This window comes from Allokutzneria albata (assembly GCF_900103775.1).
Classification (GTDB): Bacteria; Actinomycetota; Actinomycetes; order Mycobacteriales; family Pseudonocardiaceae; genus Allokutzneria; species Allokutzneria albata.
The window spans coordinates 2,959,236-2,982,250 of the sequence record NZ_LT629701.1 but is presented as its reverse complement, the minus strand read 5'-3'; the positions used below and the strand labels follow the sequence as shown (position 1 = coordinate 2,982,250).

The window sequence follows — 23,015 nt, the reverse complement described above, 5'->3', positions numbered from 1 at the left end:
TGTAAGCCGATCAGTAGTACAACCCGGGCGCAGATAACGCGACTATAAATGCCGGTAATTAGTACCTATCCCGGTACTTGACGCCGCGCAACGCTCCGGCACCCGCCGAGCCGCCGAGAATCAGCGCGTCCTCACGCGGGTCCCGTGCGCGCAGCGCTTCGACGACGCGTTCCACCTGCGCTTCCGCGGGTTCGTCCGTGACGCCGATGATGCGGCTCAGGTGGTAGTAGTCGCTCTGGCTGAGCGGCGGCGTGTAGAAGGTCAGCTCCACGGCGCCGTCCCTGGGGATGGCGAAGCACACCTGGCTGTCCCAGCGGCCCAGCACGTCCTCGTCCGCCCGCAGCGCCTCCTGCAGCAGCCGGGCGAGCGTGCGCGCGGGCCACTCCCACGAGCGGTCCCGGGCCGCGCGGGCCAGCTCGGCCTCGTACTGCGCGGCGTCGAACCGGAACTCCTCGGGCACCTCGGCGCGGTCGGAGGTGTTCTCCCAGTCGTACCAAGCGATTTCGTCGCCCTCGCGGCGCACCCACACCGACAGCGCGCCGCAGCACTCCGCGATGCACTCGGCCTCGGCGATGCGCACCCTGCGCGGCTCGGTGCCCGGCAGCAGGCGGCCGGTGTCACCGAGGACGTAGTCCGGGTCGTAGCTGGGGCCGGCGTCGAAGCACTCGCCGACGATGTCGCGGTCGTCGACGAGCACGCGCAGCTCGACGGCGCCCCAGTCGGAGTCCTCGGGCGTGAGCACGGTGACAGCCAGCTCGTTCAGCACGTTCCCACGCTAACTCCGGTGTGCCCAGCTCACTCCCGATGTTGGTCAAACGTGCCCGATAGGTGCCCGGACCGAGGCTCGAACAGGCGGTTTCAGCCAGGCTTGAAGCCCGGAGGAGTGGATGTCGGGCCGTTGCTAGGTTCACGCCGTGGGGTCGGGGACGAGGGGTGGGGGAGCGTCCCCGGACGCTCCCTCTATTACTGGGCCACAAGGGATTCCCGGGTCGCCCGCTCGAAGTCGAGCAGGTGGCGCTTGCGCTCGATGCCGCCGCCGTAGCCGGTCAGATCGCCGGTGGAGCCCACGACGCGGTGGCACGGGACGATGATGCCGACCGGGTTCTTCCCGTTCGCCAGCCCGACCGCGCGGGAGGCAGTCGGTCTGCCGATGCGCTCGGCCAGCTCGCCGTAGGACACGGTCTCGCCGTACGGGATCTCCTGGAGCGCGGCCCACACCTGCCGCTGGAAGGGCGTTCCGGCCAGCGCCAGGGGAAGGTCGAAGTCGGTCAGCTCGCCGGCGAAGTAGGCGTCCAGCTGCTCGATCACCTGGCCGAAGATCTGCTCGCAGGGTCGAGCATCAGCACCGAACCCACTGTCCACTCTGGACCCGAAGGTGGCTTCTGCCGGGCGGTGGCGCTGTTCGACCATGTAGAGCCCGGACAGCTCGCCGTCGGTCGCGACGAGCGTGAGCGGTCCGAAGATGCTGTCGGTCACGGTGTGCGTGCGGTCGGTCATGGGGAGATCCTCTCCTTATCGCGGAAGCAGGTTGATGGGGTGGTCGCCGGTCGCCCACAGGTACTGCACGGCGTAGGCGCGCCACGGCCGCCAGGCGCTCGCGTGCGCGGTCAACGCGGCGGGGGTGGACGGCAGACCGAGTGACTCGGCGGCGACGCGCACGCCGAGATCGTTGGGCGTGAACGCGTCCGGGTCGCCGAGCGCGCGCATCGCGATCGACTCGACCGTCCACGGGCCGAAGCCGGGCAGCTCCGCGAGCTGCGCGCGGGCCCGCTCCCAGTCGCTGCCGACACCCAGGTCGATGTTGTCCAGTTCGGCGACGAGCGAGGTGAGCGTTGTCCGGCGGGAACGCGGCAGTGCCAAGGACTCCGGGTCCACCTCCGCCAGCGCCGCCGGGGTGGGGAACAGGTGCGTCAGCCCGCCCGCGGGGTCCTCGATCGGCTCGCCGTGCGCGGCCACCAGGCGACCGGCGTGGGTGCGCGCCGCGGCCGTGGAGACCTGCTGGCCGAGGACCGCGCGCACGGCGAACTCGGCCCCGTCCACGGTGCGCGGCACGCGTCGGCCGGGCGCCTTCGCCACGAGGGGCTTGAGCACTGGGTCTTCGGAGAGCTGGGCGTCCACGGCGGTCGGGTCCGCGTCCAGGTCGAGCAGCCTGCGGCACCGGCTGATCGCGTTCGAGAGGTCGCGCAGGTCCGTCAGCGTCAACTGGCACGCGATGTGGTCGGGGAGCGGCCTGAGGGCGACGATCCCGTGCCCGTGCGGCAAGCGCATCGTCCGGCGGTAGGCGCCGTCCCGCCACTCCTCGACGCCCGGCACCGCGGTCGCGGCGAGGTGGCCGAAGAGGTTGTCCGGGCACAGCGGCACGCGGAACGGCAACCGCAGCGAGAGGGTGCCTGAGGAGACGGTTCCCTTGGCGCGCTTGCGGAGTTCGGTCGGCGACAGCGCGAACACCTCGCGCACGGTGTCGTTGAACGCGCGGATGCTGGCGAAGCCGGACGCGAGTGCGACATCGGACATCGACAGCGTGCTCGTCTCGATCAGGGTGCGCGCGGACTGCGCTCGCTGGGCCCGTGCCAACGCGAGCGGGCCGGCGCCGAGTTCCGCGCGCAGCAGCCGTTCGAGCTGGCGGGTGCTGTACCCGAGCCGTGCGGACAGGCCCGGCACACCGTCGCGGTCGACCACTCCGTCCGCGATGAGCCGCATCGCGCGCGCCACCACGTCCGCCCGCTCGTTCCACTGCGGCGATCCGGGGCTGGCGTCCGGGCGACAGCGCTTGCACGCGCGGAAACCGGCCTGCTGAGCCGCGGCGGCGGTGGGGTAGAAGCGCATGTTCTCCGGCTTGGGCGGGGCGACGGGGCAGCTCGCGCGGCAGTAGATCCGCGTGGTCAGCACCGCGGTGAAGAACCACCCGTCGAAGCGGCTGTCCTTCGACTGGACCGCGCGGACGCACCGCTCCGTGTCGTTGTGCATGCCCCCAGCCTCGCCCGCCGGCGGCGACATTGCTAGCGGAAAAACGACAGGGAGGGTGATGTCGTTTTTCCGCTGGACTCCGGCGCGGGGCTGGGGTGGACTGTGGCCATGACGAGAAGCCGCCAGGAACAGGCCGAGCTGTTCACCTCCTTGCACCACAACGATTCCGTGCTCGCGCTGCCGAATGCATGGGACGTGATGAGCGCCCGGCTCGTCGAGTTGGAAGGTGCGGCGGCCATCGCCACCACCAGCGCCGGGGTGGCCTGGAGCCTCGGCGCCGCCGACGGCGACCAGCTCGACCGGGATCGCGCGATCGACCTGGTGGCGCGGGTGGTCGCGGCCGTCTCCGCGCCGGTCACCGCCGACATCGAGAGCGGCTTCGGCGCCACCCCCGCCGACGTGGCCGAGACCATCCGCGGCATCGCGGAGGCGGGCGCGGTCGGGGTCAACCTGGAGGACGCCCACCACGGCGGCGACTCCCCGCTTCGCCCCATCGTCGACCAGGCCGAACGCATCGCGGCGGCGCGCGAGGCCGACCCCGTGCTCTACATCAACGCGCGCGTGGACGTGTACCTGCGCGGGGTGGGCGAGCCGTCCTCACGGGTGGCGGCGACCGTGGAGCGCGCCCGTGCCTACCTCGACGCGGGCGCGAGCGGCATCTTCGTCCCCGGAGTCGTCGACCCGGAGACGATCTCCTTGCTGGCCAAGGAGATCAGCGCGCCGCTGAACGTGCTCGTCGGCCCGGGGGCGCCGAGCATCGCCGAGCTGGGCGAGCTGGGCGTGGCGCGCGCCAGCCTCGGTTCCGGGCTCAGCCAGGCCGCCTACGCCGTCGTCCAGCGCGGCGCGCGGGAGATGCTGACCAGCGGCACCTACACCGCGACCGCCGACGCACTGGACTTCGGCACCCTGAACTCCGCGCTCTAACCTTGTTCTGACATAGCCGCCACGGCCGCGTCGATCTCCTCCTTGGAGACGTCGCGGTCGTGCCGCGCGATGCACCAGCGGATGCCGAAGGGACAGCGCACGACGCCCATCCGGTCACCGGAGAAGCTGTCCCCGAGCGGCGTCAGCACGGTCGAGCCGGTGGCGACGGCCTTCTCGAAGATCGCGTCCACATCGGCCGTCCACAGCGTCATCGTGAACGAGTTGCCCTCCGCGGGCGGGCCCACGATGCCGAAGTCCGGCATCGGCTCGGAGAGCTGGAACCGCCCACCGGCGAGCGCGATCTCGGCGTGCGCCACGGAACCGTCCGGAGCGTCGAAGCGGTCGATCACCTCGGCGCCGAAGACGTCCTCGTAGTAGGCGAGCGCCTTGGCGCTGTCGGGGACGGCGAAGAACATGGTCAGGTCGGGGCTCCCGGACGGAGCCGGGCCGGTGTTGTTCGACATGCGCTCATGGTGCTGGCGACAGTGCCGGTGGGGCTTGGACAAACGCGACACTGTCCGACCCGTTTGCCATCCTGTCCTCGTGGACACCACCACGACCAGCTCGCGCGGGCTCCTCGACACCGGTGACCCCAGTTTCCGGCTGACCCGGGTACCGGTGAGCGCCGGGCTGGGGGCGTTCGTCGAGCGGTTCTGGATGACCAGCTGGGACCTGCCGCCGGGGCGCAGCGCCGCGGTCACCCTGCTGCCGCACCCGTGCGTGAACCTGGTCTACGACTCCGGCCAGCTGATGATCAGCGGCGTCGGCCGCGAGCGGTTCACCTACACCTACCGGGGGCGCGGCCAGGTCTTCGGGATCAAGTTCCGGCCCGGCGGTTTCCAGCCGTTCCTCGGCGGCCCGGTCGCCGAGCTGACCGACCAGGTCCGTCCACTGTCGACGCTGTGGGGCTCGTCGGCCTCGGTCTTCGCCGACGAGCTCGCCGGCGCCGCGGGGCAGGACGAGCTGATCTCCGTGGCGGAGCGGCACCTCCGCGCGCACTGGCCGCCCCCGGACACGGAGGTCGCGCGCGTGGGGCGGATCGTCCGGGCCCTGCTGCACGATCGCACGGTGACGCGCGTCCAGGACGTGACCGAGCGGTTCGGCCTGTCGACGCGCACGCTGCAGCGGCTGTTCCAGCGCTACGTCGGCGTCAGCCCCAAGTGGGTGCTGAAGCGCTACCGCCTGCACGAGGCCGCCGCCCGGCTCGCCGAGGGCAAGGGCGGGGACTGGGCGGATCTCGGGTACTTCGACCAGTCGCACTTCATCCGGGACTTCACCCGGGCGGTCGGGATGACGCCGTCGGCCTACGTGGCGGCCTGCGCGCGGAACGAGGCGCCGCTGAGCGCTTAGCCGTGACGGGTGCGGGTATTCCCGTCCCATGTCCGAGCACCCGCAGCCGCACCCCCAGCCATTGCCGCCGGGTCCCGGCCCGGTGCCGCCGAACCCGACCCCGCCCGTCCCGGGCCCGGTACCCCCGCAGCCGCCATGGCCGGCCCCGCCGAGCTAGTCCGGCGCCTGCTCGACGAGCACGGGCAGACCTACGCCGAGGAAGCCGGTATCAAGCTGGCCGACAAGCCGTCCCCGCTGTACCGGCTGCTCGTGCTGACGACGCTGCTCTCCGTCCGGATCAGATCGGAGATCGCCGTCGCCGCCGCGCGCGAACTGTCCAGGACGGGCTGGCGCACGCCCCGCGCGATGCGGGAGGCGACCTGGCAGCAACGCGTGGATGCGCTCGGCCGGGCGCACTACGTCCGTTATGACGAGAGCACCGCCCGGCACCTCGGTGAAGGCGCCGAGCTGCTGCTGGACGAATGGGGTGGCGACCTGCGCCGGCTTCGCCGGGAAGCCGGTGGTGATGATGTGGTGCTCCGGCGTTCGCTGAAGCGGTTCCCCCGTATCGGCGATGTGGGTGCGGAGATCTTCTGCCGCGAAGTCCAGGCCGTGTGGCCGGAGTTGCGCCCCTTCTTCGGGCGACGTGCTTTGCGGGCCGCCGAGGCGTTGGGGCTTCCGGGGTCGGCTGAGCGGCTTGCGGAGCTGGGGCCGGTGCACCGGGTGGCTGCCGCGTTGGTTCGGTCGAGCCTGGGGTAGCGCTGTGGTTCCGGGCGCGGGGTGGACCGGGCCCGCCTGACCGCGGTGGCGCGACGCACGCGCCGTTCACCTGGTCACCGCGGTTGCCGAAGGATCGATCAGCGCGTCCTCGCCGTAGATCTCGCGGACCCAGTTCGTCTGGTAGACGGTGTCCATGTAGCGCTCGCCGAGGTCCGGGGCGATGGCCACGGCGGTGAGCTCGCGGCCGTCGTGCCGGTCCAGCCAGTCCATCGCGCAGCTGACCACCGTGCCCGTGGAACCGCCGAACAGGAAACCGCTCCGGGCCAGGCGTTGGCAGACGCGGACGGTGTCCGCCTCCTCGACGAGCACCACTTCGTCCACATAGGACTCATCGAGCAGTGGTGGGCGGATGCCCATGCCCAGGCCGGGAACCATCCGGCGGCCCGGTGGGCCACCGAAGGCCACCGAGCCGACGCTGTCCACCGCGACGATCCACACCGGGCGGTGCCACTCCCGGAAGTACCGGGCGCAGCCCATCAGCGTCCCGGTGGTGCCGGTGCCGACGAACAGCACGTCGAGGTGGGGGAACGCGCGGGCGATCGCGGGCGCCGTCCTGCGGTAGTGCGCCTTCCAGTTGCCCGGATTGGTGTACTGGTTGAGCCAGACGTAGCGGGGGTCGGCTGCGCACAGCGCGCGGACGTGGTCGATCCGTGCGCCGAGGAGGCCGCCTTGGGCGTCCGGCTCCGTGATGATGTGCACTTCGCTGCCCAACGCTTCGATCAGCCGCCTGGTCGACAGGTTGCAGCGGGCGTCGGTCACGCACAGGAACCGGTAGCCCTTGCTCGCCGCGATCACGCTCAGTGCCACGCCCAGGTTCCCGGACGAGGACTCCACCAGGACCGACCCCGGTGTCAGCGCGCCGCCCCGCTCGGCGGCCTCCACCATCTCGATCGCCACCTTGAGCTTGATCGAGCCCGCGAAGTTGAAGCCCTCGCACTTCAGGAAGAGCGAGCGCCCGACGGTCGACCTGAGGTCGACGTAGAGATCCTCCTCGTTGAACTCGTGCGGGGCGGAAATGACTCGCAAGACGATCTCCTCATCCGTACCGGCGCAGTTCGTGGAAGAAGTCGTCGACGATGTGCGGCTCGCCGGAGCGGACCACCTCGTCGTAGACGAACTTGCCCACGGCGAGGTCGAGCACGCCGAGCCCGAACGGCGAGAACACCACCGGTCGACCGGTCGGCACCGGCACCCGTCCGGCCATCACCTCGGCCAGGGTGCCGGTCAGGAAGCTCCGGTTCCCGATGAGCTGTTCGGCCAGGTGCGGCGAGGTGTCCGCCTTGAGGCAGTGTTCGACGTCGTCGACGACGTTGGCCGAGGTGAGCAGGATCTCCGGCGCGAGGTCGCGCAGGGACACGTGCAGCACCAGCGGGTTGTGGGAGAACCACGACGGGTCGTTGAGATGCGGCCGACCGGCGACCGTGGCGAAGACCACCAGGTCGGCCGAGCGGACCAACCGCTCGGCGCTGTCGTGCACGGTGACCCGGGCGGTCTGGCCGGAACGCTCCAGGTAACCGCGGAAGCCCGCGGCGCTCTCGGCGGACACGTCGTGCACGCCGATCTCGTCGATCGGCCATTCTCGGGCGGTCAGGAAGGTGTGGACGTACCGGGCGATGAAACCGGCCCCGAAGAAACCGATCCGCCGGGGGCGCAGCCGGGGGCTGAGCCACTCGGCCGCCAGCGTCGCGAACGCGGCGGTGCGGGCGGCGCTGACGACCGAGCTCTCCACGCAGGCGAAGGGATAACCGGTGCCGGGGTCGTTGAGGATCAGCACGGCGGAGGCCCTGGGGATGCCCCTGGCCACGTTGTCCGGGAAGCTGGAGATCCACTTGATCCCGTCGACGCCGAACTGCCCGCCGAGGGAGGCGGGCAGCGCGATGATCCGGGAGGACGGGCGATCGGGGAACCGCAGGAAGTACGACGGCGGGTTCACCGAGTCACCGGCGGAGTGCAGGCGGTAGGCGGAGTCGACCAGATCCACGATCTGCTTCTCCCGGCCCAGCAGCGCGCGCTGGACCTGCGCCCCGGAGATCACCGTGAACGACGGCGCGGAGGAACGGCTGGTCGTCATCAGGCCACCCCGACGCTCGGTGCGCAGTCGGCAAGGCGAACCGGGTCGGCCATCGCGACGAGCACCTCGCGGTCGCCCTCGAACGCCTCCCTGCTGTGCGCGGTGCGGATGTTGTCGACGAGCAGCAGGTCGCCCACCTCCCAGGGCTCGCGCGCGGTGTTGGCCTCGTAGACCTTGTTGAGCAGCTCGATGACGTCCGGACCGATCGGGTCGCCGTTGCCGTAACAGGTGTTGAAGGGCAGCGCGTCGGGGCCGTAGCACTCGATGAGGTACTCGCGCACCTCGGGCTCGATCGTCCACTCGTTGAGGAAGGCGATCTGGTTGAACCAGCACCGCCGACCGGTGAAGGGGTGCCGCACCACGGCGCTGCGGCGCTGCCTGGTGCGCAGGCTGCCGTCGGGCTGCCACTGGAACGCGATCGCGTTGGCGAGGCAGTACCTCTCGACGGAAGCCCGATCGGCGGTGCCGAACGCGTCCGCGTAGGAGAGCCCGATCTCGTCGTTGTAGTTGCGGGTGAGCAGCCAGCCCTCACGTTCGAACCGCCGGACCAGCTCGGCGGGCAGCGCGTCGAGCACGGCCCGCGAGTCGGCGACCCCGGTCGCGCCGCCGGTGGTGGGCGCGCCGAGGCACGCGAACAGCATCAGGCCGGGGAACTCCAGCGTGTAGCTGAGCTCGTGGTGCATGCACATCGGCTGGTTGGCCGGCCAGGCCGAGGAGGAGTACAGGCGGTCGAAGTAGATCCGTCGCGGGGCGAAGGACTCCTTGTCGCTCATCAGCTCGGTGGTCAACCGGCGGATGACCGCGCCGGCCTCGGCCGCGTCGCCCAGGCCGAGGCCGCGCAGGAGGACCGAACCGTGCTGTGCGACGACGGCTCGCAGCCCCTCCCGGGCCCTGGCCGCCCATTCCGCCGCGTCGCCGGCTATCTCAGCCCGCAGCAGTGGGGGTTTACCGGGTCGTAGCTCCACATCGAGCAGTGACACCGGGGATGAGGACCGCATCTCGGGTTCCTTTCGTTGCGACTCAGGAAGAAGCCGACGGATCGGCGGCGCGCAGTACGGCCTGCGCCGCCTCGGTCGGGCGGGTGCGCGGGAAGTAGTGGCCCCCGTCGACGAGCTCGTGGAGGTCGACGTGGTCGGAGAGCAGGTGCCAGTCGAGGTGCTTGCGGGAAGCCTTCGCCGTGTGCGGATCGTCGCTCGCGACGACGACGCTGATCGGCGACGACAGCTTCACCTCCGGCGGGTTGTCCAGGAGGTCGGCGAAGTAGGTGTGCGCGGACACGTGGTCGTGCCGGTAGGCGGCGCCGACGTGCGCGGCGCGCTGTGCGTACAGCTCACCGAGCTCGGCGTAGCCGATGTCCGCGCTCAACGCCGCGGCGATGTCGGCGTCGCTGCGCTCGGCCAGTTCCGTGATGGCCGCGCGCCGCTCGGCGGCGCTGCCGAGCAGCTGCGCTCCGACGAACGTTCGCCGGACGTCCAGGCCGCGCACCTGGAGCCGCCTGGCCGTCTCCGCCGCGAACGCGCTGCCGGAGGAGTGGCCCCAGAGCAGGAGCGTGGCCGGGGCGAGCCCGCAGATCTCGGCGACGACCCGGTCGGCCACCTCCTCCAGCGGAGCGAACGGCTCGCTCTCGGCGGCCAGGTCGTGCCCGGGCAGTTCGACGGCGTAGACCGCCAGTCCGCTTCCGCGCAGCGCCTTGGCCATCGGCCGGAAGTTCACCGCGTTGCCCCCGGCGTAGGGGAAGCACACCAGGACGGCGGTCCGCTCCTCGTCCACATCGGACAGTGCGTGCAGCAGCCCTGGCGTGCGCCGCGTCCTGCCGTCGATCTGCTCGGCGAGCTCGGCCAGCACCGGATGGCGGGTGAGCTCGCCCAGCGAGACGGCGCGGTCGAGGGCGATGACGAGTTTCACCGCGGACAGCGAGGTCCCGCCCCGGTCGAAGAAGTGGTCGCGCCTGCCGATCTGGTCCCCGGGGATGCCGAGCACTCGCGACCAGGCGGCGGCCAGGCGTCGTTCGGTGGGCGTGCCGGGCGCCTGGTAGCCGGTCGCGGTGGTGTCGAGTTCCGCGGCGACCGTGGTCAGCGCCGTCCGGTCGATCTTGCTGTTGGGGGTCAGGGGCAGGTTCTCCCGCCAGTGGAAGGCCGAGGGGATCATGTACGTCGGCAGTGACCGGGCCAGCCGCTCCCGCAGCAGGCCGGCCTCCAGGGGTTGCCTGCCGGCGTAGAAGGCCACCAGGTGCTTGGCCCGGTCGGCCCGCTCCGCGGCCACCACCGCGGCGTCCCGGACACCGGGCACCCGGACCAGGGTGTTCTCGATCTCGCCGATCTCGACGCGGAAACCGCTGATCTTGATCTGGGTGTCGCGCCTGCCGAGGAACTCCAGTTTGCCGTCGGGGCGCCAGCGGCCGTGGTCGCCGCTGCGGTAGAGCCGCTCGCCTTCGCGGTGCGGGTCGGTCAGGAACGCGCGGCGGGTGCGCTCGGGGTCGTTGACGTAGCCCCGGCCGACGCAGATCCCGGAGAAGACGATCTCACCGGGCGCGCCCAGCGGCACCGGTGCGAGGTACTCGTCGACGACGTAGACGCGCACGTTGGCGATCGGGCGCCCGAGCGGGACCCGGTCGGAGTCCGGCACCCGCTCCATCACCTCGTGGTTGGTGTCGTCCGAAGTCTCGGTGAGCCCGTAGGCGTTGACCAGCGGGACGTGGGGCATCGCCGCGAACCAGCGCTGCACCAGCTCCTTCTTCAGCGCCTCGCCGGTGACCGAGACGAACCGCAGGTCCGGCAGCACGCGGGGGTGCCGTTCCCACGCCGAGAGCACGGCGTCGAGGTAGGAGGGGACGACCTGGAGCACGGAGACCCGGCCCTCGGCGATCTTGTCGACGAACCGGCCGGCGTCCAGGACCACCTCCTGTTCGACGATCAGGGTCTGACCGCCGACCAGCAGCGCGGACAGCAGTTGCCACAGCGAGATGTCGAAGCACTGCGGCGCGGTCTGGGCGACGACCTGTCCCTCGTCGAGCCCCAGGTCGTCGATCTTGGCGTAGAGGTGGTTGAGCATGCCCGCGTGTTCGCACATCGCGCCCTTGGGCTCCCCGGTGGAACCGGAGGTGAAGTAGATGTAGGCGAGTTGGTCCGCGGGCACGCGGAGATCGAGGTCCGCATCGGCGTGGTCTTCCGCGCAGGCCTCGTCGACGGTCAGCACCGGGACTCCGGGCAGCGATCGGAGTGCCTGCGCGAGCGTGGTCGCGCTGCCGGGTTCGGTGAGCACGAGCTCGCAGCCGGCGCGCGAGAGCATGGTCGCGATGCGGTCGGCGGGCAGGTGCGGCTCGACGGGCAGGTACGCGCCCCCGGCCTTGAACACACCGAGGACGGCGGCCATCCAGTCCAGGTTGCGCTCGGTCACCACCGCGACCACGCCCGCACGGGGCAACCCGCGGGTGAACAGCGCCCGGGCCACTCGGTTGGCGCGGGTGTTGAGCTCCCGGTAGGTCCACCGCCGGTCCCCGTGCACGGCCGCGACCGCGTCCGGGCGTTCGCGCACCTGCAGCTCGAACAGTTCGTGGAAGCGCCGGTTCGGCAGCTCGCGGCGCGGTCCGGCGAGCCCGTCGATCTGGAAGCGCAGTTCGTCGGCCGACAGCAGGCTCAGCCGTCGGTGCTCGGCATCCGGGTCGGCGGCCATCAGGATGAGCGCGGTGAGGTGGTAGCCGGCGACGCGGGCGGCGGCGTCCGCGTCGAGCACGGCCGTTGAGTACCGCAGCCGCAGCGCGAGCCGGTCGTCCTCGGACACGAATCCCACGCACAGCACGGTGTCCCTGACGAGGGTGGCGCCGCCCGACAGGTCGAACACGGTCTCGAACAGCGGCCGGCCCGCGTCCAGCTCCTCGCGGAGGTCGTCGCTCAGGAAGTCCTTGTGCGCCCAGAGGTCCGATGAGGACCTGTGGGCGTTCAGGAGCAACGTGCACCACGAGCCGGAGGCGACCCGCACCCGGCAGGGCAGCGGCGCGGCGCCCTCGCCCAGGACGTAGCCGGTGGTGACCTCCCGTTCTCCGCAGAGCGCGGCGAGCACCTTGGCGTGCGCGGCGAGCAGCACCGTGCCGAGCGGCAGCTCCAGCTCGCCGGCCAGCCGGCGCAGTGTGGCGACGAGATCGTCCGGGATGGTCGTCTCCTGGGTGGCGACCCCGGTCCCCGGGGCGCGGGTCCAGCGGGGGATCGCGGTGAACCCGCCCGAGACCAGCACACCGCGCCAGAAATCCCGGCCGGCCTCTGCCAGCTTTCCCATCAGGTCTTCCCTTCACTCGCGTGGATGTCGTGCTGTCAGGCAGGCCGGGACTTCACAGTGGTCACTCTGTCCATTGAGGACGGTCGGATCGGCTTTCCCTGGCGGGATTTCCGCCCCAGTGCGCGTGCGGAGGGACTTCCTCCCCCTTCATGAGGAAGGAGTCGGGGGCGAGCGCGGAGCCGTCTCCCATGACCACGCCGTAGTGGACGAAGGCGCCGACCCCGAGGGTGCACCGGGCGCCGATCGCGCAGTGGTCGGACTTGAACGCGCCGTCCTCCTGGGAGTGGCACTGGAGGACGGATCCGGCGTTGAGCGTGCAGTGGTCGCCGATCGCGACCAGCGACCGTTCGGTGATGAAGCAGCCGTCGTCGAAGACCCCGCGTCCGATCCGGACACCCAGCGACCTCGACACCACGTTCTTGAACGGGGTTCCGTTGAAGAACTCGAGGTAGGTCTCCGAGGGCACTTTCCAGTACCGCTCGCGCCGCCAGAAGCGGACGTCGTAGATCGAGCAGTACAGCGGTGTCAGGGGAGTGGACGTCGTGACGGCGCGTTCGACCAGCACGAAGTAGACGACGGTGAACAGCAGGGCGAGCACGGGGAACAACGCGAGCGCCGCCGCGCCGAACGGGTGGAAGAGATCCATGGCGGTCCAGGCGAGCAGGGTGAGGCCGAGCACGTGGATCCACCGCACCAGCAGGAAGATCCCCATGGTGACCGCGTTGTGCCGGTTCTTGGCGGCCAGGCGGTCGCGCAGCTGGTCCTCGCTCTTGAGGTGGTCGAACTCGGTGTCGCGCTCGACCGATCGCGGGATCTCGAAGCTGGGGGAGCCCAGCAGCCCGACCCCCTCCCGGACGGGGCCGTCGACGGGGACCAGGACCTTCGTCGCGAGCAGGCAGTTGTCACCGGTCCTGCCGCCCGCGGGGAAGGCGATGCGGTTGCCGAGGAAGTTGTGCGCCCCGATCACCGCCCGGGACACCCGGAAGGACGTGGCGGAGTAGTCGGCATTCATGATCGACAAGCCGTCGGCGATCATCGTCGAGCTTCCGACGGAGCTCAGGAAAGGCGTCTCGTGCCGCACCTCCGTGCCGAAGTTCGATCCCGTCTGCTCGACCCGGGACAGGTCGTACCCGATGAGTCGGAGGTAGTGCACGATGGCGGAACTGTCGCCGAAGAGGCGGGTCAGGAACTTGGAGTTCGTCGTCCGTGTGATCGTGCGGTGCACCGCGTAGTGCACTCCGTACAAGGGATAGACCTTGCCGGGGGTGATGGCGAGGTTGAGCACGCGGGGCACGACGACCACGAACAGCAGGCCGATGACACCGAAGCCGACGAAGAGCAGCACGGAGGCGACGAAGGCGTCACGGTAGAACGTCCAGCTCGTCAGCGTCGGGGATCCCGGCTCCAGGAGCGCGGCGACGTGGGGGATCTCGGTGAGCAGGAGGTAGACGACGCCGATCGTCAGCGGCAGGCGCACCAGCAGCACACCCACCAGCTGAACGGCGGAGTAGACGGCCCTGCGCAACGGGCCGCAGGGGGTGGACCGGACCGCCCGGTAGTCCACGTCGGTGGGCTGTGCCGGTGACCCGTGCCAGCGTTGGCCCGCCGGCACCGCCTGCCCCGAGTGCAGGGAGGAGGCGTGGCCGAGCTGCGCCCCGTCGCCCAGCGAGGTCCCGATGTCGATCACCGTCGCCTCGCTGACGAACACGTCCCTGCCGAGGGTGACCGGGCCCGTCTCGATCACGCCGTCGTGCGCCCGGTAGCAGCTGAGGTACGAGTCCTTGCGGATGACCGTGCCGTCGCCGACGGTGAGCAGGTCGGCGCACACCGGCACCTGCTTGGCGAAGATCACGACGCCGCGCCCGATCCTCGCGCCCAGGGCTCGCAGGTAGAGCACGTAGAGCGGCGATCCGGCGAACAACACCAGCGGACTCGACCGCAGCAACGCCTTCACGACCCAGAACCGGACGTAGGCCAGGCTCCAGACGCGAATGCGCTGGGGCTTGGACCGGCCGATGAGCAACCACTTCGCCAGGACCGGCAGGGCGCTCAGGGCGAGGAAGCCCACACCGCCGACCACCACCGCCCGCAGGTAGACCTCGATCGGCCCGGAGCTCGCGGAGATCCAGGTGGCGCAGCGGGTGACGACGATCCCGGCGAAGGACGAGTACCCGAGGAAGACCAGGACCTGGAGCAGGCCGCAGAGGACGTACCGGGGTGTGCCGCGCGGTGGCGCCGCCTCCGTCGGTACCGGGACGGACGGGGAGACCGGGGCGAGCGCGGACTCCGCGAGCATCGTCGCCAGGCTTCTGATCGTCGGATGGCGGTAGACGTCCTTCATCGACACCGGCGGCAGATCCGCCCTTTTCCTGATCCGCGCGCAGAAATGGGCCATCACCAGCGAGTTGGCCCCCAGGTCGTCGAAGAAGTGGCTGTCGACCGACACGTTCCGGACGCGCACGACGTCAGCCAGCGCCGCGGCGAGGATCCGCTCGGTGCCGGTCGTCGGATGGCCTGCCAGGTCCTCGGCGGGCACCTCCACCACATGAGCTCCTTGAACCAGAAGTTGAGCGATCTCGGGACGGGTTCAGGAAGGCGAGCGACAAGCACGCCGAATTCCCGAAGCGGCGTCCGCGAAGTTACCGATGCGGGCAAGTAAATGCATTCAGGTAAATGCGTCAATGAACCTGCCGTGGACCATCGGTGAACCGGACGTCCATACGCTCAAAATTGGTGGAGTTGATTTTTTGGACGTTCGGGCCGCCTTCTGCGCCGAACGGGAACAGTAGTCTGCGGACATGGGCGAGGTGACTGCGGAAGCGTTGGGGTGGGCGGAGAGCGCGGTCGGGCAGCGGGTGGTGGGTTCGCGCGGGCTCCGCCAGGGCGGGGCGCCGTGGTTGCTGCGGTTCGGCGACGGCGCGGAAGCGGTGCTGCGCGGCGGAGACGGGTTCGACACCGAGGTGGCCGCATTGCGGTTGGCGGAGGAGAACGGGATTCCGGCGCCGAGGCTCATCGCGGTCGGCGACGGCCTGATGCTGCTGTCGGTGGTGGCGGGCAGCAGCCGGATCCCGGTGGAACCGACAACGGAGAGGTTGACGGCACTGGGTGCGGCGGCGGCCGGCGTGCACGCCGTGGAGTTGTCTCCCCGCAAGGATTTGCCGTTGCGGCACAGGCCCATCGAGCTGGCGGACTTCGACCGGTGGCGGGAGCGGGACGGCGCGTCGGCGTTGCTGCTCGATGCGGTCGACGCGATGGCGGAGCTGCCCGAGCCGGAGTCGGCAAGAGTGCTCGTGCACGGGGATCTCTGGCAGGGCAACACGATGTGGGTGGGCGGCGAGCTGACGTCCATTGTGGACTGGGACTGCGCGGGTGCCGGTCACCACGGGGTGGACCTGGGGTCGCTGCGGTGCGACGTGGAGCTGATGTTCGGCGTGGGCGCGGCCGAGATCGTGTCGGCGGGCTGGCGGGAGCGGGCCGGGCGGCCTCCCGCGGACGTGGCCTACTGGGACGTGGTGGCGGCGTTGGCCACACCACCGGACCTGATCGACTGGGAGCCGGCGATCCAGGACCAGGGGCGGGTCGACCTCGACGGCGCGACGCTGACCGCCCGGCGGGACGCCTTCCTGTGGGCGGCGCTGGACCGGATCAGCTGAGTGCCGGCCGTGGCCGACACGACGACGGGGCCGGAGCCCGCTTCCCCGCGAGCGAGCCCGGCCCCGATCACCACGACGGCGGCGCTACCAGGTGACCGGCAGCGACGCGAGGCCGTAGACGACGGAGAACGTGCGGAACTCGACCTCGTCGACGGGCACCGCCGGGCGCAGCTTCGGGAAGCGCCGCAGCAGCGCCGGGTAGGCCACCCGCATCTCCATCCGGGCCAGCGGCGCGCCCAGGCAGTGGTGCACGCCGTGGCCGAAAGCCAGGTGCGGCGCGGTCTTGCGGCCGATGTCGAGGGCGTCGAGGTTGTCGCCGATCGCCGGGTCGCGGTTGCCCGCCGGGATCGAGAACATCATCAGATCGCCCTTGGCGATGCGCTGCCCGCCCAGTTCGGTGTCGGTGACCGCCCAGCGCGGCGCGATGGTGTGGGTGATCGACATGTAGCGCAGCAGCTCCTCGACCGCCGCCTCCACGTGCTCGTCGGACTCGGCCAGCGCGCGCTGGTCCGGGTGTTGGAGCAGTTTGAGGGTGCCGAGGCCGAGCATGTTCGAGGTGGTCTCGTGCCCGGCGAGCAGCAGCAGGTCGGCGACGCCCACCAGCTCGGCGTCGGTGATCTTGTCGGCGTGCTCGCGGATCAGCATGCCGATCATGTCCTCGCCGGGTGCCGCGCGCTGCCCCTCGACCAGCTTCGCCATGTAGGCCAAGGAGGCCTCGGTGGCGGCGATCCGCTCCTCCATCGGCAGCGACATGTCCAGCCGCAGGGTGCTCAGCCGCTGGAAGTCGTCGCGGTCCTCGTAGGGCACGCCCAGCAGCTCGCAGATCACCAGCGACGGGATGGGCAGGGCGAACGCCTGCACCAGGTCCACCGGCGGCCCGGCCTGCTCCATCGCGTCGAGGTGCTGTTCGACGATCGCCTCGATCCGCGGCTGGAGCCTGCGGATGCGCCGCACGGTGAACTCCGGCGTGAGCAGTCTGCGCAGGTTGGTGTGCTCGGGCGGGTCGTAGTTGAGCAACATGCCGGAGGCGGTGTCCGGCCGCACGAACGGCGGCACGTCGACGGCGTGGCGGGGGTTGTTGGCGAAGCGGGCGGCGTCGCCGAGCGCCTCCCGGATCAGGTCGTAGCGGGTGACCAGCCACGCCTCGCCGCCCCACAGGGTGCGGATCTTGCTGATCGGGCTCTTCTCCCGCAGCTCGGCCAGTTCGGGGGTGGGGTCGAAGGCGGTGCGCCGGATGTGGACGGGCGCCTCGGTCATCGGAGGCATGGTGCTTTCGGTCATCGCGGTCCCATTCCTGTGGAGGGTCAACCGCTAATCCGATATGGAACTCTCGGTTAGCTCCTCCCCGAAGCTAGCACAACTGATAGTCCGCTCTCATCTGGTACCGTGCCGCGCATGAACGGCCCAGGTGAGCGCCCCCTTCGCGCGGACGCCCTGCGCAACGCGGAGCGCCTGGTGCTCGCGGCGCGGGAGGCCTTCGCCGAGGACGGGCCGGAGGTCTCGCTGGAGGAGATCGCCCGCAGGGCCGGGGTCGGCGTCGCCACGCTCTACCGCCGCTTCCCGAGCAAGGACGATCTCGTGCGCGGCGTGCTGCTGTGGCGCTACGAGGAGCGGGTCGCGCCGGTGCTGGAGACCGCGCTGGTCGAGGAGGACCCGTGGCGGGGAGTCGTGTCCTCCCTGGAGGCGGCGCTGGGCATGGCCTGCGAGGAGCAGTGCACGTTCCTCGCCGCGAAGAACATGTCGAACCTCGCCGCGGGCATCCAGGAGCGCTACTTCGCCGACTTCACCAAGATCGTCGCGCGGGGGCAGGCCGCGGGCGTCGTCCGGGACGACCTCACCCCGGAGGACCTGCCGCCCATCACGTACATGCTGCTCGGCGCGCTGCGCTTCGTGCGGACGTCGGAGTGGGACTGGCGCCGCTACCTCGGGCTGCTCCTCGACGGCCTGCGGCCGGAAGGCGCCACGCCCCTGCCCGAGCCGCGCCGCTGACGTGGGTGTCGACCTGCTCGACGCCGAGCGGGTGGCCGCGTTGCGGGCCGCTCGGTTGACCTATCCGGAGGTCGGTGCGACGAGGGGAGTCCTGCCGCCGGGCTATCGGACGTTCACGCGCAGCGTCGTTCTGCCGGTCGGCACCGACTTCGCTTCGGCGACCCGGGACCTGTTCAGCTGGCAGGTGCAGCGGCGCGCGGGCTTGGGGGTCGCCGCCTCGACCGAGCGGCTGGAGCCGGACGCGGTCGTCGTTCTCAAGATCGGCTTCGGGTGGCTGGCCGTCCACGCGCCGTGCCGCGTCGTCCACGTCATCATCGAGCCACGACGGACCGGCTTCGCCTACGGCACCCTGCCGGGGCATCCGGAGTGCGGCGAGGAAGCGTTCGTCCTGGAGCACCGGGACGATGACCGCGTCACGTTCACGCTCAGCGCCTTCTCCCGGCCGGCGACCGTGCTCGCCAAGCTCGGCGGTCCGCTGGCGCGGCGGGTGCAGGACGTCGTGACCGGCCGCTACCTCCGCGCCCTCGCCGGCTAGCGGTCGTCCAGGGCGGCCGCTTCCTCCGGGGTCGGCGCGGAGCCGCCGAGGTGCGCGGGCTGCCACCAGGTCTGGTCCGGGGCCGGGGTTTCCGGGTAGCCGCGCTGCGCCTCGTCCAGCAGCGCGGCCATGCGCGTGCGCAGCTCGGCGGTGACCTCGTTCGGGTCCTGCTCCGCGGTGGGGTGCAGCGGCTCGCCGATCAGGATCGTGATCGGCAGGTGCCGCGTGCCCAGTGCGCGCGGGCGGCCCTTCGTCCACATCCGCTGGGTGCCCCAGACCGCCATGGGGATCAACGGCGCGCCCGCGGCGGCTGCCATCCTGGCGGCGCCGGACTTGATCTCCTTGACGGTGAAGGAGCGGCTGATCGTGGCCTCCGGGAAGACGCCGATCACCTCGCCGGAACGCAGCGCGGCGAGCGCCTGGTCGTAGGCGGCCTCCCCGGCCCTGCGGTCGACCGGGATGTGGTGCATCCCCCGCATCAGCGGCCCGGCGACGGCGTTGTCGAAGACCTCCTTCTTCGCCATGAAGCGGACGAGCCGGTTCGCCGGCTGCGCGCCGAGGCCGCAGAAGATGAAGTCCAGGTAGCTCACGTGGTTGCTCGCCAGCACCGCGGCGCCCTCGTTGGGGACGTGCTCGGCGCCCTCGACCCTGATCCGCATGTCCAGCACGCGGAACATGGTCTTCGCCAGAGCGATCACCGGGGGGTAGACGATCTCAGCCATGTGTGTTTGTCGACCGATCTGGAGCAGGGGAAACCGGACGTCTCGAAGTTAGGGTGTCCTGAGCCGCACGTACTATGGCGTAGGTCACGTTGCCGCCCACCCCGACCCGCCGGCGGCGTCCCCTGAACGTGGAACCCAAGGCCCGCAAGGTCGTCCTCGTGCTCTGCGCCGCAGCCCTCGTCGCGGTGTTCGCGCTGGTCGTGGTGCGGATGACCGGACTGGACGCGGGAACGCCGCTGGCGCTGCCCGTCTCCGGCCTGCCGTACGCGGCGGTCGGAACCCTGGTCGTTTTCCCTGCCGTGCTCGCGTTGCGCGCCCGGTGGCTCACCCTCGCCGCGGCGGCCCTGGTCGCGCTCCAGGTCTTCTGGCTGGCGCCGCGGTTCGTCGCCGACGGAGCGGAGATCGCCGCCGACGCGCCCCGGATCCGGGTCGCGACGAGCAACACCCTGCGCGGCAACGTGGACATGCGCGCCCTGGTCGAGCTGGTGCGCACGCAGCGGGTGGATGTCCTTGCGGTGCAAGAACTCGGGCCGAAGGGCGTCGGCCTGCTGGACGACGCCGGGATGCGCGAGCTGATGCCGCACCGGGAGCTGCACCCGGAGATCGACACGTCGATCTACTCGCGGCTGTCGCTGACCGCGGGCGGTCTGGTGAACCAGCCGACGACCTGGCCGCAGACCACCGCGACCGTCGTGGTCGGCGGGCACCCGGTGCGGATCGTCGGCGTGCACACGCTCTGGCCGGTGGAGAAGCCCGCGGCGTGGACGGCCGATCTGCGCGCGCTGCGCGCCGAGGCAGGGCCGAACGTGGTGATGCTGGGCGATTTCAACGCCACCCTGGACCACACGCCCATGCGGGAGCTGCTGGCCGCGGGCCTGGCCGACGCGCACGCCGAACTCGGGCGCGGGTGGGCGCCGACGTGGCCCGCGGACCGGCCGGTGATCCAGATCGACCACGTGCTGCACGGGCGGTCGCTGCGCGCGGTCTCCGTCTCCGAGCACACGGTGCCGGGGACGGATCACCGCGCCGTGGTCGCGGAGCTGGCCTACCAGGCCGAGGGCGCGTAGTCCTTCATGAAGCAGCCGTAGACGTCCTCGCCCGCCTCACCGCGCACAATGGGGTCGTAGACCCGGGCCGCCCCGTCCACCAGGTCCAGCGGCGCGTGGAAGCCCTCCGTGGCGAGGCGGATCTTGGTGGGGTGCGGGCGCTCGTCGGTGATCCAGCCGGTGTCCACCGCGGTCATCAGGATGCCGTCGGTCTCCAGCATCTCCTTGGCGCTGGTCCTGGTCAGCATGTTCAGCGCGGCCTTGGCCATGTTCGTGTGCGGGTGGCCGGGTCCCTTGTAGGCGCGGCTGAACTGGCCCTCCATGGCGGAGACGTTCACGACGTACTTGCGGCGTGCGGGCGAGGCGGCCATCGCCGGGCGGAGCCTGCTGACCAGGATGAACGGCGCGGTGGCGTTGCACAGCTGGACTTCGAGCATCTCCAGCGGCTCGACCTGCTCCACCTTCTGCGTCCAGCTGTTGACGTCGTGCAGGTCCGGGACGAGGCCGCCCGCGTCGATCGCGGTGTTCTCGGCGATCCGCTCCAGCGACGCCGAGCCCGCGCGCAGCGCCAGGCTGGTCACGTCCAGCTTGGAACTGCTCGTGAGTTCGGTTAGCGCCAACGGGTGCGCGTCGCTGATGTGGCCGAAGGAGATCATCTCCGGCAGCTCGCCCGCGGGCAGCGGGTCGGACTCGGCGGCCACCAGCGGGGCGTAGGCGCCGGGGGAGCGGCGCACGGTCTGCGCGGCGTTGTTGATCAGGATGTCCAGCGGGCCCTGCTCGGCGACCGAGTCGGCCAGCGCCACCACCTGAGCCGGGTCGCGGAGGTCGATGCCGACGATGCGCAGCCGGTGCAGCCAGTCGGCGCTGTCGGGCATCGCGGCGAAGCGGCGCACGGCGTCGTTGGGGAAGCGGGTGGTGATCGTGGTGTGCGCGCCGTCGCGGAGCAGCCGCAGCGCGATGTACATGCCGATCTTCGCCCGCCCGCCGGTGAGCAGCGCGCGGCGCCCGGTGAGGTCGGTCCGCGCGTCGCGCCGGTCGCGGTTGAGCTTCGCGCACGGCGGGCAGAGCTGGTGGTAGAACGCGTCCACCTCGTGGTAGCGGTTCTTGCACGTGTAGCAGGCGCGAGCGCGCAGCAGGGTTCCCGCGATCGCCCCGGTGGTGGTGGAGACCAGCGGGATGCCCTCGGTCTCGTCATCGATGCGCGTGGGGGAGCCGGTCGCGGTCGCGGCGGTCACCGCGTTGTCGGCGGCGGTCACGGCCTCGCGGCGGATCGAGCGCTTGCGCTTCTTGACGCCCTTGTAGAGCCGTGATGTCGCGCGTTGCAGCCGGACGACGTCCGGGTGGTCCGGCGGCAGGTCGTCCGCCTCCGCCAGCACCTTGAGGCATTCCTCAAGCCGCGCCGGGTCGATGCCCGTCGTCTCCACGTCCGCCGTCGTCATAACCACTTACCGTCGCCTCGAACTCCGTGCAGGTACGCGGAGAACTGTACGGGGAGGAGTTTAAATCAAGCGCTTGACTTAAATTGGTGCTGGGGCTTCACTGGACGGGTGCTGGACTACCCGATGCCGAGTACCGGAGCGCTGGAGCCGCCGCGGGAGTGGGCTTGGCTGCGCGAGGAGTGCCCGGTCGCCAAGGTGACCTTGCCCAGCGGTGACGACGCGGTGCTGGTCACGCGCTACGCCGACGTCAAGGCGGTGCTCTCCGACCCCAGGTTCACCCGGCCCTCGCACACCGACGACGCGGCGCGGATCGCCGACACCGAGTCGGGCGGGGTGTTCAACAGCGAGATGGGCGCGGCGATCCCGCAGAGCGGCGAAGGTCACCAGCGGTGGCGCCGGATGATCAGCAAGTGGTTCACGGCCAGGCGGATGGCCGAGCTGCGCCCCGGCATCGAGGCGATGGCCGAGCGGCTGGTCGACGAGCTGGTGGAACGGGGCGCGCCCGCCGATCTCAAGGCGGGCCTGGCCTTCCCGTTGCCGGTGTGGGTGATCTGCGACCTGCTCGGGGTGCCGGACTCGGAGCGCGAGTCCTTCGCCTACTGGTCGGACACGCTGCTCAACCTGACCAGGTACACCCAGGACGAGGTCGACGGCGCGCAGGCCGAGTTCGTCAGGTACATGGCCTGGCACGTGCGGGCCAAGCGCGCGGAGCCGGGCGCGGACCTGCTCAGCGAGCTGATCGCCGAGGGCATGCCGGACGCGATGCTGGTCGCGACCGGTCAGGGACTGCTCGTCGCCGGGCACGAGACCACCGCGAACATGATCTGCAAGATGGTGGCGATGCTGCTGGCCGACCGTCAGTGCTGGGAGCGGCTGCTGGCGGACCCGTCACTGGTGCGCACCGCCGTGGAGGAGTCGCTGCGCTTCGACGCCAACGCGGGGTTCGGCATGCCGCGCTTCCTCGGCGAGGAACTGGAGATCGCCGGGACCGTGCTGCCGCCCGGCACCACCGTCGTGTGCAGCATGGCCGCGGCCAACCGCGACGAGAACGCCTTCGACGGCGCGGGCGAGATGGACCTCGGGCGCAGCCCCAACCCGCACCTGGCCTTCGGCGCGGGCGCGCATTCCTGTGTGGGACAAGCGTTGGCGCGCACCGAGCTGCAGGCTGTGCTCGACGTGCTGCTGCGCCGGTTGCCCTCGCTGGAGCTGGCCGTTCCCGCCGAGCGGCTGGACAGGCTGGAAGGGCTCGCGGTCGGCGGTCTGCGCGAGCTCCCGGTGCGATGGTGAC

General features: G+C 71.0%; 20 protein-coding genes. 8 read left to right on the top strand and 12 right to left on the bottom strand.

All coding sequences use genetic code 11. The features are described 5' to 3' along the window. Positions 1-58 precede the first annotated feature (58 nt). The 3 genes from BLT28_RS13360 to BLT28_RS13350 all read right to left on the bottom strand — a co-directional run bounded on the left by BLT28_RS13360 (position 59) and on the right by BLT28_RS13350 (position 2,967). Entirely contained in the window at positions 59-766 is a 708-nt protein-coding gene (locus BLT28_RS13360; RefSeq protein WP_052407779.1) for a hypothetical protein, read from the bottom strand. Positions 767-963: 197 nt separating this feature from the next. Next, positions 964-1,497, bottom strand: a complete 534-nt coding sequence (locus BLT28_RS13355; RefSeq protein ID WP_030431818.1) for a methylated-DNA--[protein]-cysteine S-methyltransferase — start codon at positions 1,495-1,497, stop codon at positions 964-966. 15 nt (positions 1,498-1,512) lie between these two features. After that, entirely contained in the window at positions 1,513-2,967 is a 1,455-nt protein-coding gene (locus BLT28_RS13350; protein ID WP_030431817.1) for a DNA-3-methyladenine glycosylase 2 family protein, read from the bottom strand. A 108-nt stretch (positions 2,968-3,075) separates the two neighbouring features. On the opposite strand from BLT28_RS13350, the gene BLT28_RS13345 reads away from it, so the two are divergent. Then, positions 3,076-3,891, top strand: coding sequence for an isocitrate lyase/PEP mutase family protein (locus BLT28_RS13345; RefSeq protein WP_030431816.1), 816 nt, complete (start codon positions 3,076-3,078; stop codon positions 3,889-3,891). Here BLT28_RS13345 and BLT28_RS13340 read toward each other — a convergent pair. Next, positions 3,888-4,355 carry a VOC family protein gene (locus BLT28_RS13340; RefSeq protein ID WP_043813071.1) on the bottom strand — a complete coding sequence of 156 codons (468 nt, stop codon included), beginning with the start codon at positions 4,353-4,355 and terminating at the stop codon, positions 3,888-3,890. The two genes, BLT28_RS13345 and BLT28_RS13340, sit on opposite strands and share 4 nt — an antisense overlap. Positions 4,356-4,434: 79 nt before the next feature. Between BLT28_RS13340 and BLT28_RS13335 the strand changes: the two genes are divergently transcribed. Together BLT28_RS13335 and BLT28_RS13330 are read left to right on the top strand one after the other, a co-directional pair. Further along, positions 4,435-5,241, top strand: a complete 807-nt coding sequence (locus BLT28_RS13335; protein ID WP_052407778.1) for a helix-turn-helix domain-containing protein — start codon at positions 4,435-4,437, stop codon at positions 5,239-5,241. 135 nt (positions 5,242-5,376) lie between these two features. Beyond that, positions 5,377-5,979 (top strand): hypothetical protein, encoded by a 603-nt coding sequence (locus tag BLT28_RS13330; protein WP_030431813.1) that lies wholly within the window; start codon positions 5,377-5,379, stop codon positions 5,977-5,979. A gap of 66 nt (positions 5,980-6,045) precedes the next feature. Here BLT28_RS13330 and sbnA read toward each other — a convergent pair whose 3' ends face one another. The 5 genes from sbnA to BLT28_RS13305 all read right to left on the bottom strand — a co-directional run bounded on the left by sbnA (position 6,046) and on the right by BLT28_RS13305 (position 14,888). Continuing rightward, positions 6,046-7,026 carry a 2,3-diaminopropionate biosynthesis protein SbnA gene (sbnA, locus tag BLT28_RS13325; RefSeq protein WP_030431812.1) on the bottom strand — a complete coding sequence of 327 codons (981 nt, stop codon included), beginning with the start codon at positions 7,024-7,026 and terminating at the stop codon, positions 6,046-6,048. Between the two features lie 10 nt (positions 7,027-7,036). Beyond that, positions 7,037-8,071: a 2,3-diaminopropionate biosynthesis protein SbnB gene (sbnB, locus tag BLT28_RS13320; RefSeq protein ID WP_030431811.1), complete on the bottom strand. Its 1,035-nt coding sequence runs from the start codon at positions 8,069-8,071 to the stop codon at positions 7,037-7,039. Further along, positions 8,071-9,069: a TauD/TfdA family dioxygenase gene (locus BLT28_RS13315; RefSeq protein ID WP_030431810.1), complete on the bottom strand. Its 999-nt coding sequence runs from the start codon at positions 9,067-9,069 to the stop codon at positions 8,071-8,073. The genes sbnB and BLT28_RS13315 overlap by 1 nt, the downstream gene beginning before the upstream one ends. Positions 9,070-9,091: 22 nt before the next feature. Next, positions 9,092-12,343 carry a non-ribosomal peptide synthetase gene (locus BLT28_RS13310; protein WP_030431809.1) on the bottom strand — a complete coding sequence of 1,084 codons (3,252 nt, stop codon included), beginning with the start codon at positions 12,341-12,343 and terminating at the stop codon, positions 9,092-9,094. 61 nt (positions 12,344-12,404) lie between these two features. Continuing rightward, a complete protein-coding gene (locus tag BLT28_RS13305; protein WP_231950776.1) occupies positions 12,405-14,888 on the bottom strand; it encodes a Pls/PosA family non-ribosomal peptide synthetase in 2,484 nt (827 codons plus the stop codon). Between the two features lie 253 nt (positions 14,889-15,141). Here BLT28_RS13305 and BLT28_RS13300 point away from each other — a divergent pair, with 253 nt between their 5' ends. Further along, entirely contained in the window at positions 15,142-15,996 is an 855-nt protein-coding gene (locus BLT28_RS13300) for an aminoglycoside phosphotransferase family protein (protein ID WP_030431807.1), read from the top strand. 84 nt (positions 15,997-16,080) lie between these two features. On the opposite strand, the gene BLT28_RS13295 is transcribed toward BLT28_RS13300, so the two are convergent. Continuing rightward, the gene (locus BLT28_RS13295) at positions 16,081-17,253 is read right to left on the bottom strand and encodes a cytochrome P450 (RefSeq protein WP_043813102.1); all 1,173 of its coding nucleotides are present in this window, start codon (positions 17,251-17,253) and stop codon (positions 16,081-16,083) included. A 138-nt stretch (positions 17,254-17,391) separates the two neighbouring features. On the opposite strand from BLT28_RS13295, the gene BLT28_RS13290 reads away from it, so the two are divergent. Then, complete coding sequence (locus BLT28_RS13290) at positions 17,392-17,985, top strand: TetR/AcrR family transcriptional regulator (protein WP_052407777.1); 594 nt, start codon at positions 17,392-17,394, stop codon at positions 17,983-17,985. 1 nt (position 17,986) lies between these two features. Next, the gene (locus BLT28_RS13285) at positions 17,987-18,520 is read left to right on the top strand and encodes a DUF1990 family protein (protein ID WP_231950775.1); all 534 of its coding nucleotides are present in this window, start codon (positions 17,987-17,989) and stop codon (positions 18,518-18,520) included. Here the strand turns inward: BLT28_RS13285 and BLT28_RS13280 are convergent. Continuing rightward, the gene (locus tag BLT28_RS13280) at positions 18,517-19,242 is read right to left on the bottom strand and encodes a lysophospholipid acyltransferase family protein (protein WP_030431804.1); all 726 of its coding nucleotides are present in this window, start codon (positions 19,240-19,242) and stop codon (positions 18,517-18,519) included. The genes BLT28_RS13285 and BLT28_RS13280 overlap by 4 nt on opposite strands. Before the next feature lie 128 nt (positions 19,243-19,370). On the opposite strand from BLT28_RS13280, the gene BLT28_RS13275 reads away from it, so the two are divergent. Further along, positions 19,371-20,309, top strand: a complete 939-nt coding sequence (locus BLT28_RS13275; RefSeq protein ID WP_197684024.1) for an endonuclease/exonuclease/phosphatase family protein — start codon at positions 19,371-19,373, stop codon at positions 20,307-20,309. Here the strand turns inward: BLT28_RS13275 and BLT28_RS13270 are convergent. Continuing rightward, complete coding sequence (locus BLT28_RS13270; RefSeq protein WP_030431802.1) at positions 20,288-21,727, bottom strand: SDR family oxidoreductase; 1,440 nt, start codon at positions 21,725-21,727, stop codon at positions 20,288-20,290. The two genes, BLT28_RS13275 and BLT28_RS13270, sit on opposite strands and share 22 nt — an antisense overlap. Positions 21,728-21,850: 123 nt before the next feature. Between BLT28_RS13270 and BLT28_RS13265 the strand changes: the two genes are divergently transcribed. After that, positions 21,851-23,014 carry a cytochrome P450 gene (locus tag BLT28_RS13265; RefSeq protein WP_052407792.1) on the top strand — a complete coding sequence of 388 codons (1,164 nt, stop codon included), beginning with the start codon at positions 21,851-21,853 and terminating at the stop codon, positions 23,012-23,014. Position 23,015 lies beyond the last annotated feature (1 nt).

Bases quoted from the DNA above. Each gene is read 5' to 3' on its own strand.
- BLT28_RS13355 (WP_030431818.1), bottom strand. From the start codon at position 1,497: ATGACCGACCGCACGCACACCGTGACCGACAGCATCTTCGGACCGCTC.
- BLT28_RS13350 (WP_030431817.1), bottom strand. From the start codon at position 2,967: ATGCACAACGACACGGAGCGGTGCGTCCGCGCGGTCCAGTCGAAGGAC.
- BLT28_RS13345 (WP_030431816.1), top strand. From the start codon at position 3,076: ATGACGAGAAGCCGCCAGGAACAGGCCGAGCTGTTCACCTCCTTGCAC.
- BLT28_RS13340 (WP_043813071.1), bottom strand. From the start codon at position 4,355: ATGTCGAACAACACCGGCCCGGCTCCGTCCGGGAGCCCCGACCTGACC.
- BLT28_RS13330 (WP_030431813.1), top strand. From the start codon at position 5,377: ATGGCCGGCCCCGCCGAGCTAGTCCGGCGCCTGCTCGACGAGCACGGG.
- sbnB (WP_030431811.1), bottom strand. From the start codon at position 8,071: ATGACGACCAGCCGTTCCTCCGCGCCGTCGTTCACGGTGATCTCCGGG.
- BLT28_RS13315 (WP_030431810.1), bottom strand. From the start codon at position 9,069: ATGCGGTCCTCATCCCCGGTGTCACTGCTCGATGTGGAGCTACGACCC.
- BLT28_RS13310 (WP_030431809.1), bottom strand. From the start codon at position 12,343: ATGGGAAAGCTGGCAGAGGCCGGCCGGGATTTCTGGCGCGGTGTGCTG.
- BLT28_RS13300 (WP_030431807.1), top strand. From the start codon at position 15,142: ATGGGCGAGGTGACTGCGGAAGCGTTGGGGTGGGCGGAGAGCGCGGTC.
- BLT28_RS13295 (WP_043813102.1), bottom strand. From the start codon at position 17,253: ATGACCGAGGCGCCCGTCCACATCCGGCGCACCGCCTTCGACCCCACC.
- BLT28_RS13290 (WP_052407777.1), top strand. From the start codon at position 17,392: ATGAACGGCCCAGGTGAGCGCCCCCTTCGCGCGGACGCCCTGCGCAAC.
- BLT28_RS13280 (WP_030431804.1), bottom strand. From the start codon at position 19,242: ATGGCTGAGATCGTCTACCCCCCGGTGATCGCTCTGGCGAAGACCATG.
- BLT28_RS13270 (WP_030431802.1), bottom strand. From the start codon at position 21,727: ATGACGACGGCGGACGTGGAGACGACGGGCATCGACCCGGCGCGGCTT.
- BLT28_RS13265 (WP_052407792.1), top strand. From the start codon at position 21,851: ATGCCGAGTACCGGAGCGCTGGAGCCGCCGCGGGAGTGGGCTTGGCTG.